At 73.3% G+C, this 9,715-nt stretch carries 1 protein-coding gene; it reads left to right on the forward strand.

The genetic code is table 11. The features are described 5' to 3' along the window. Positions 1 to 9,715 (forward strand): amino acid adenylation domain-containing protein (locus tag AB0O00_RS21155; protein WP_363653980.1); only part of this gene is annotated, 9,715 nt, incomplete at both ends.

Below are 9,715 nucleotides of genomic sequence, written 5' to 3' on the forward strand. Positions count from 1 at the left end.
GCCCCAGCAGAGCACCAGTTGCCACGGCTCGCGCATCAGCATGGTGAGCCGGGCCCGCCCGGCCCTGGCGCGCCGCGAGCGGCCGGAGGCCGTCCCGCTGTCGTTCGCGCAGCGCCGGCTGTGGTTCCTGCACCGCTTGGAGGGGCCGAGCGCGACGTACAACATCCCGCTGGTGCTGCGGCTGTCGGGGGATCTGGACCAGCGGGCGCTGGAGCGGGCTCTGGCGGATGTGGTCGAGCGGCACGAGAGCCTGCGCACGGTGTTCCCGGTGGTCGACGGCGTCCCGTGCCAGCGGGTGCTGGACGTCGACGAGGCACGGCCGCGGCTGCGGGTGTCCGAGGTCCGCGAGGCCGAACTGCCGGACCGGCTGGCGGAGGCGGCCCGGTACGGCTTCGACCTCTCCGTGGAGCCGCCGTTGCGGGCGGAGCTGTTCCAGCCGGCGGCCGATGAGGCCGCGTTGCTGCTGACGGTGCACCACATTGCCGGTGACGGCTGGTCCATGGCTCCGCTGGCGCGGGACCTGACCACCGCGTACGCGGCGCGGGCGGGGGGCGGCAAGCCGGAGTGGTCGCCGTTGCCGGTCCAGTACGCCGACTACGCCCTCTGGCAGCGGGAGCTGCTCGGTGACGGCGCGGACCCGGAGAGCCTGCTGAGTGGTCAACTGGCCTACTGGCGGGGGCAGCTGGCGGATCTGCCCGCGCAGGTGGAGCTGCCGTTCGACCGGCCCCGGCCGGCGGTGATGTCGTACCGGGGTGCCCAGGTCCCGGTGCGGATCGATGCCGAGCTGCACCAGGGGTTGCGGGCGTTGGCCCGGGACGGCGGGGCCAGCCTGTTCATGGTGCTCCAGGCCGGGCTGGCCGCCCTGCTGGGCAAGCTCGGGGCCGGTGCCGACGTCCCGATCGGCACGCCGATCGCGGGCCGCACCGACGAGGCCGTGGACGACCTGGTCGGCCTCTTCATCAACACGCTGGTGCTGCGGACCGATCTGTCGGGCGAGCCGTCGTTCGCCGAGCTGCTGGGCCGGGTGCGCGGTGACGCGCTGGCGGCGTACGCGCACCAGGACCTGCCGTTCGAGCACCTGGTGGAGGCGCTGAACCCGGTCCGGTCGCCGGCGCACCATCCGCTGTTCCAGACCATGCTCACGCTGCAGAACGCGCCGACCGCCGAGTTCGGCCTCCCCGGGCTGCGGGTGGCCACCGACCTGGTCCACACCGGGACGGCCAAGTGCGATCTGACCTTCATCCTGGCCGAACAGCCGGGCACGGAGGGGCTGTCGGGCGTGGTCGAGTACGCCACCGACCTGTTCGACGCCGCCACCGTGGAAGGCATCGTCGAGCGCTGGCTGCGCCTGCTGCGTGTCGTGGCCGCCGACCCCGGCCGGCCGATCGGTCGGGTCGACGTGCTGTCCGCCGAGGAGCTCCGGGCGCTGCTGGTGGAGCGCAACGAGACCGCGTGCCCGGTTCCCGCCGGCGACCTGCCGGCGCTGTTCGAGGCTCGGGTCCGGGCGAATCCGGACGCCCCGGCGGTGGTCTTCGAGGACACCGTCCTGACGTACGCGGAGCTGGACGCGCGGGCGAACCGCCTGGCCCGCTACCTGGTCGGTCAGGGGATCGGTCCGGAGTCGGTGGTCGCGGTGGTGCTGGAGCGCGGTGCCGATCTGCCGGTCGCGCTGCTGGGCGTGCTGAAGGCGGGCGGCGCGTATCTGCCGGTGGACCCGGAGTACCCGGCCGAGCGGATCGCCTTCGTGCTCGCCGACGCGGGTGCGCACTGTGTGGTGACCGAGGAAGGCCTGGTCCCCCGGCTGGCGGAGTTCGAGGGCGCGGCGAGGGTGCCGGCGGTGGTCCTCGACGATCCCACCGTGGCGCGTGAGTTGGCAGCCATGGACGGTGCTGTGCCGGGCGGGCGGGTGCTGTCGCCGCGCAACCCGGCGTACGTGATCTACACGTCCGGGTCCACGGGACGGCCCAAGGGCGTCGTCCTGGAGCACCGCTCGGTGCTGAACTTCCTGGCCGCCATGCAGGAGCGGTTCGCCCTGGGCGCGGACGACCGGCTGCTGGCCGTGACCACCGTCGGGTTCGACATCGCGGGTCTGGAGCTCTACCTCCCGCTGCTCAACGGCGCACGGGTCGTCATCGCGGGGCGGGACGTGGTGCGGGATCCGCAGGCCTTGCGGGCACTCGTCGTGTCCTCGGGCGCGACGACGCTCCAAGCGACGCCGAGCCTGTGGCACGCCCTGCTGGCCGACGCCGAGGAGGGTGTCGCGGACGGGCTGGCCCAGGTGCGGGCGCTGGTCGGTGGGGAGGCGCTGCCGGCCGAGCTGGCGCGCACGCTGCTGGCAAGGACGGCATCGGTGACCAACCTGTACGGGCCGACCGAGACCACGATCTGGTCGACGGCCACGCGCGTGGAGGCGGTGGCCGGCGGTGTGTCCTCGATCGGTGGACCGATCGCGAACACGCGGGTGTACGTGCTGGACGCCGCGCTGCGCCCGGTGCCTGCGGGTGTGACGGGTGAGCTCTACATCGCGGGCGCGGGTCTGGCTCGGGGCTACCTGGGTCGGCCGGGGCTGACCGCCGGGCGGTTCGTGGCGTGTCCGTTCGGTCCGGCGGGTGCGCTCATGTACCGCACCGGGGACCTGGCGCGCTGGCACGCGGACGGTGAGCTGGACTTCGTCGGGCGCGCCGACGACCAGGTGAAGGTGCGCGGCTTCCGGATCGAGTTGGGCGAGATCGAGGCCGTGGTGGCCTCGCACTCCCCGGTTGCGCGGGCCGTGGTGGCGGTGCGTGAGGACGCCGCCGGTGACAAGCGTCTGGTCGCCTACGTGGTTCCCGTCGAACAGGGAGCCGAACGCGGTGAACTGTCCCGTTCAGTACGGGAATTCGTTGCCGAGAGCCTGCCGTACTACATGGTCCCGGCCGTGGTGGCGGTGCTGGACGAGCTGCCGCTGACACCGAACGGGAAGGTGGACCGCAAGGCCCTGCCGGCCCCGGAGTACGTCACCACGGCGGGTGAGGGCCGGGGCCCGTCCACGGTCCAGGAGGAGATCCTGTGCGCGGTGTTCGCGCACCTGCTGGGCCTGGAGAGCGTCGGGGTCGATGACGACTTCTTCGAACTCGGCGGGCACTCGCTGCTGGCGACCCGGCTGGTGAGCCGGGTGCGGGCGGTACTGGACGTGGAGGTGCCGCTGCGGGCGCTGTTCGACGCGCCGACGGTGGCCGGTCTGGCAGCGGCGGTGGACGGTGCGGGCCGGGGGCGGCCGGCGCTGGTCCGGCAGGAGCGGCCCGAGGTGGTGCCGCTGTCGTTCGCGCAGCGCCGGCTGTGGTTCCTGCACCGCATGGAGGGCCCGAGCGCCACCTACAACATTCCGCTGGTACTGGGGCTGTCCGGACGGCTGGATCAGCGGGCCCTGGAGGCCGCTCTGGCGGATGTGGTCGAGCGGCACGAGAGCCTGCGCACGGTGTTCCCGGCGGTCGACGGCGTGCCGTGCCAGCGGGTGCTGGACGTCGACGCGGCACGGCCGCGGCTGCGGGTGACCGAGGTCCGCGAGGACGAACTGCCGGAGCGGCTCGCGGAGGCGGCCCGGTACGGGTTCGAGCTTGCGGTGGAACCGCCGCTGCACGCCGAGCTGTTCCGGACGGCCCCCGAGGAGCACGTCCTGCTGCTGGTGGTGCACCACATCGCCGGTGACGGCTGGTCGATGGGACCGCTCTCGCGGGACCTGACCACCGCCTATGCGACGCGGGCAGGGGGCGGCGAGCCGGAGTGGGCGCCGTTGCCCGTCCAGTACGCCGACTACACCGTCTGGCAGCGGGAGCTGCTCGGCGACGGATCGGATCCGGACAGCCTGCTGAACGGTCAACTCGCCTACTGGAAGGAGCAGCTGGCGGACCTGCCCGAGCAGGTCGAGCTGCCCTTCGACCGGCCCCGGCCGGCCGCGATGTCCTACCGGGGCGCCCACCTGCCGGTGCGGATCGACGCCGAGCTGCACCAGGGGTTGCGGGCGTTGGCCCGGGACGGCGGCGCGAGCCTGTTCATGGTGCTCCAGGCCGGGCTGGCCGCCCTGCTGGGCAAGCTCGGCGCGGGCACCGACGTCCCGATCGGCACCCCGATCGCCGGCCGCACCGACGAGGCCCTGGACGACCTGGTCGGCTTCTTCGTCAACACCCTGGTGCTGCGCACCGACCTCTCCGGCGACCCGTCGTTCACCGAACTGCTCGGCCGGGTACGCACCGGCGCGCTGGCCGCCTACGCGCACCAGGACGTGCCGTTCGAGCACCTGGTGGAGGCGCTGAACCCGGTCCGGTCGCTGACGCACCACCCGCTGTTCCAGACCATGCTCGCCCTGCAGAACGCGCCGCTCGGCGCGTTCGACCTGCCTGGGCTGCGGGTGGCGACGGACGTGGTGCACACCGGGACGGCCAAGTGCGACCTGACCTTCATCCTGGCCGAACGGCCCGAGGGGCTCTCGGGCGTCCTGGAGTACAGCACCGACCTGTTCGACGAGGACACCGCGGCGGGGATCGTCGACCGGTGGCTGCGGCTGCTGCGGGCCGTCGTCGCGGACCCCGGCCGACGGATCGGCCGGGTGGACGTGCTGTCCGCCGAGGAACTCCGGGCGCTGCTCCCGGCTCGTGCCGACCGGGGCGAGGAGCTGCCGGAGAGCAGCCTGACCGCGCTGTTCGAGCGGCAGGTGCGGGAGGACCCGGCTGCCGTTGCCCTCACGGACGGCGAAGTCGCGCTGACCTACGGCGAGTTGAACGCCCGCGCCAACCGGCTCGCGCACGCCCTGATCGACCGTGGCGTGGGCCCGGAGCAGTTGGTGGCGCTGGCCCTGCCGCGCTCGGCCGAGCTGGTTGTGGCGGTGCTCGCGGTGCTGAAGACCGGCGGCGCGTACGTGCCGGTGGACCCGGCGTACCCGGCTGCCCGGATCGCCTACCTGCTCCAGGACGCCCGGCCCGCGCTGGTCGTGACGACGAGCGGGATCGGCGACCTGCCGGGCGGAGACCCGGTGGACCGGCTGCTGCTGGACGCCGCCGACCTGGACGGGCTGCCGGACACGGACCCGGGAGTCACCGTCGATCCCGGCCATGCGGCGTACGTCATCTACACCTCAGGCTCCACGGGCAACCCCAAGGGCGTCGTGGTCCCGCACCGGAACGTGGTGCGGCTGTTCGACACCACCCGGGAGCTGTTCGGCTTCTCCGCCGAGGACGTCTGGACGCTGTTCCACTCCTACGCCTTCGACTTCTCGGTGTGGGAGCTGTGGGGCGCGCTGCTGCACGGCGGCCGGCTGGTGGTCGTGGACCACGAGACCAGCCGCTCGCCCGGCCGTTTTCTGGAGCTCCTCGCGCGGGAGAGGGTGACGGTGCTCAACCAGACGCCGTCCGCCTTCTACCAGCTGATGCGGGCGGACGCCGAGCAGCCGCGTGAACTCGCCTTGCGGACCGTCGTGTTCGGCGGTGAGGCGCTGGAGCCGGCCCGGCTCGCCGGCTGGTACGAGCGGCACCCGGACGACGCGCCGCGGCTGGTCAACATGTACGGCATCACCGAGACCACGGTGCACGTCACCTACGCGGCCCTCGACCGGTCCGGCACCGCGGCCGGTCAGATCGGCACGGCCCTCCCGGACCTGCGCACCTACGTACTGGACTCAGGCCTGCGGCCAGTGCCCCCGGGCGTGCCCGGCGAGCTGTACGTGGCCGGCCCCGGCCTGGCGCGCGGCTACCTGAACCGGCCCGGCCTGACCGCCGGGCGCTTCCCCGCCGACCCGTTCGGGCCGCCCGGCTCCCGGATGTACCGCAGCGGCGACGTGGTGCGCCGAGCGGCGGACGGCAGCCTGCGCTACGTCGGCCGGGCCGACCAGCAGGTGAAGGTCCGCGGCTTCCGGATCGAACTCGGCGAGATCGAGGCGGCGCTCGCCGCGCACCCGGCCGTCGCCCAAGTCGCCGTGCTGGCCCGGCAGGACCGCGCCGACGACACCCGGCTGGTCGCCTACCTGGTACCGGCCGCCGCTGCGCCGAGCCAGGCCGACCTGCGCGGACACCTGGCCGAACGGCTGCCGGAGTACATGGTGCCGTCGGCATTCGTCCTGCTGGACGTGCTGCCGCTGACCGCCAACGGCAAGCTGGACCACCGGGCCCTGCCCGCCCCCGACCTCACCCCCGCCGCCACCGGCCGCGCGCCGCGCACGCCCCAGGAACAGATCCTCTGCGAGCTGTTCGCCGAGGTCCTCGGGGTGGCCTCGGCGGGCGTCGAGGACGGCTTCTTCGACCTGGGCGGGCACTCCCTGCTGGCCACCCGGCTGGCCGCCCGGATCCGCGCGACGCTCGGCGTGGAAATGCCGCTGCGCGCCCTGTTCGAGGCGCCGACCCCGGCCGGCCTGGCCGTCGCCCTGGTGGCGGCCGGACCGGCGCAGGCGGCGCTGGCGCCATACCGGCGGCCGGAGAGGATCCCGCTGTCCTTCGCGCAGCGGCGGCTCTGGTTCCTGCACCAGCTGGAGGGCGCCAGCGCGCACTACAACATCCCACTGGCCTGGCGGCTTTCCGGTCCGCTCGACCGGGAGGCACTGCAGGCTGCCCTGGCGGATGTGGTGGCCCGGCACGAGAGCCTGCGCACCGTCTTCCCGGTGGTGGACGGCGTGCCGTACCAGCAGGTGCTGGACGTCGTGGCGGCCCGCCCGGGGCTGGCCGTGTGCCGGACCACGGAGGCCGCGCTGTCCGGCGCGCTGACGGCGGCGGTGGCCCGCCGGTTCGACCTCGAAGCCGAACTTCCGTTGCACGCTGAGCTGTTCGAGCTGGCGCCGGACGAGCACGCGCTGCTGCTGGTGCTCCACCACATCGCCGGCGACGGCTGGTCGCTCGGCCCGCTGGCCGCCGGCCTCACCGAGGCCTACGCGGCCCGCTGCCGGGGCGAGGAACCGCGGCGGGAGCCGCTCGCCGTCCAGTACGCCGACTACACCCTCTGGCAGCACGAGCTGCTCGGCGACGCCACGGACAGCGACAGCCCGTTCGCCCGCCAGGCGACGTACTGGACACGTCAGTTGGCCGGGCTGCCGGACCAGCTCCAGCTGCCCACCGACCGGCCCCGCCCGGCGGTCGCCTCGCGCCGGGGCGGCTTCGTGCGAGCCGGGTTGGACGCGGAGCTGCACCACGGGCTGCGCGAGCTCGCCCGTGCGCACGGGACCAGTCTGTTCATGGTGCTCCAGGCCGGGTTGGCGGCGTTGCTGAGCAAGCTCGGTGCGGGCGAGGACATCCCGATCGGCAGCCCGATCGCCGGTCGGACCGACCAGGCGTTGGACGAGCTGGTCGGCTACTTCGTCAACACCCTGGTGCTCCGAACGGACACTTCGGGCGATCCCGCATTCGCCGAGCTGCTGGGCCGGGTCCGGGATACCGCGCTGGCCGGGTACGCCAACCAGGACCTGCCGTTCGAGTACCTGGTCGAAGCCCTGAACCCGGTGCGCTCCCTGGCGCATCACCCGCTGTTCCAGGTCATGCTGGTACTGCAGAACGCGCCCCGGGCCGACTTCGCCCCGCCTGGGCTGAGTGTCCGCGACCTGCCGCTGACGACGACCACCTCCAAGCTCGACCTGATCTTCTCGCTGACCGAGCGGCACGCGGGTGACGGTCCCCCTGGGCCTGGCGGCCCGGGAGGTGCCCCCACCCCGACGGGGATCGACGCGATCGTCGAGTACACCAGCGACCTGTACGACCCGGCCACCGTCGAGACGATGATCGAGCGGTGGGTGCGGCTGCTCCGTACCGCGGTCGCCGACCCGCAGCGGCGGCTCAGCCGGATCGACCTGCGCTCCGCCGAGGAGCGTCGTGAACTGCTGCCCGCCGAGAACGGATTCGCCGCTCCGGCGGTGTCCACCGGCCTGCCCGAGCTGTTCCGGGCCCAGGCGGAGGCACGGCCCGACGGCGTCGCCGTGGTGGACGGGCAGACCGTGCTGACCTACCGCGAGCTGAACGCCCAAGCCAACCGGCTGGCCCACGCGCTGATCGCCCGAGGTGTGGGACCGGAGCAACTCGTCGCGCTGGCGCTGCCGCGCTCGGCCGAGCTGGTGGTCGCCGTCCTGGCCGTACTCAAGGCCGGAGCCGCCTACCTCCCGGTCGATCCGGACTACCCGGCTGCCCGGATCGAGTACCTGCTGGCCGACGCCCGGCCCACACTCCTCCTGACCACCCGCGGGGTCGACCTGCCCGGCACGGACGGCCTCGACCGGCTCCTGCTGGACGACGCCGATACGGCAGGGCTGCCGGATGACGACCCGGGCGTCACCGTTGATCCCGACAACGCGGCGTACGTCATCTACACCTCCGGTTCCACCGGGAATCCCAAGGGTGTGGTGGTCTCGCACCGGAACGTGGTGCGGCTCTTCGTCGCCACCCGGCACTGGTTCGGATTCACCACGGAGGACGTCTGGACGCTGTTCCACTCGTACGCCTTCGACGTCTCGGTGTTCGAGATCTGGGGCGCGCTGCTGCACGGCGGGCGGTTGGTGGTGGTGCCGTTCGAGGACAGCCGCTCGCCGGGGCGGTTCCTGCGCCTGCTGGCCGACGAGGGGGTGACGGTGCTCAGCCAGACGCCGTCCGCCTTCTACCAGCTGATGCAGGCCGACCGGGACGCCCCCGAGCACGAGCTGCCCGCGCTGCGTACGGTGATCTTCGCCGGTGAGGCGCTGGAGCCGGCCCGGCTCACCGACTGGTACGCGCGCCACGCGGACGACGCACCGCGGCTGGTCAACATGTACGGCATCACCGAGACCACGGTGCACGTCACGTACGTGGAGCTGGACAACGACTGTGTCGCCGATACCGCCAGTGTCATCGGCACCGAGATCCCGGACCTGCGCGGCCACGTGCTCGACGCGTACCTGCAGCCGGTGGCGCCCGGTGTGGTCGGTGAACTGTACGTGGCCGGCGCCGGGCTGGCGCGCGGCTATCTGAACCGGCCGGGCCTGACCGCCGGGCGGTTCGTCGCCGATCCATTCGGGCCGACCGGGTCCCGGATGTACCGTTCGGGCGACCTGGTGCGACGGCGCGCGGACGAGACGCTGGAGTACGTGGGCCGGGCGGACCAGCAGGTGAAGGTGCGCGGCTTCCGGATCGAACTCGGCGAGATCGAGGTGGCGTTGGCGGAGCACCCGCTGGTTCGCCAGGTCACGGTACTCGCCCGGCAGGACCGCGCCGACGACAAGCGTCTGGTCGCCTACGTGGTGCCGGCCGCGGGGGAGTCGATCGGGCCGGAGGAACTCCGTACGCATCTGCGCGAGCGGCTGCCGGACTACATGGTGCCGGCCGCCTTCGTCGCCCTGGAGAACCTTCCGCTGACCATCAACGGCAAGCTGGACCGGCGCGCCCTGCCCGAGCCCGAGTACACCGCCTCGCGGGCCGGCCGAGCTCCACATACGCCACAGGAACACGTCCTCGCCGAACTGTTCGCGCAGGTGCTGGGCGTGGCCCGGGTCGGGGTCGACGACGACTTGTTCGAGCTCGGCGGGCACTCGCTGCTGGCGACCCGGCTGGTGGCCCGGGTGCGCGCGACTCTGGGCGTGGAACTGGAACTGCGTAGCCTGTTCGAGACGCCGACGGTGGCCGGGCTGGCCGCCGGGCTCGGTGGGGCCGGGCGGGCCCGGCTCGCGCTGCGCCGCGCGGAGCGGCCCGAGCGGGTGCCGCGGTCGTTCGCGCAGCGGCGGCTGTGGTTCCTGCGCCAG

This window comes from Kitasatospora sp. NPDC093558, from assembly GCF_040683475.1.
In the GTDB taxonomy this organism is placed as follows: domain Bacteria; phylum Actinomycetota; class Actinomycetes; order Streptomycetales; family Streptomycetaceae; genus Kitasatospora.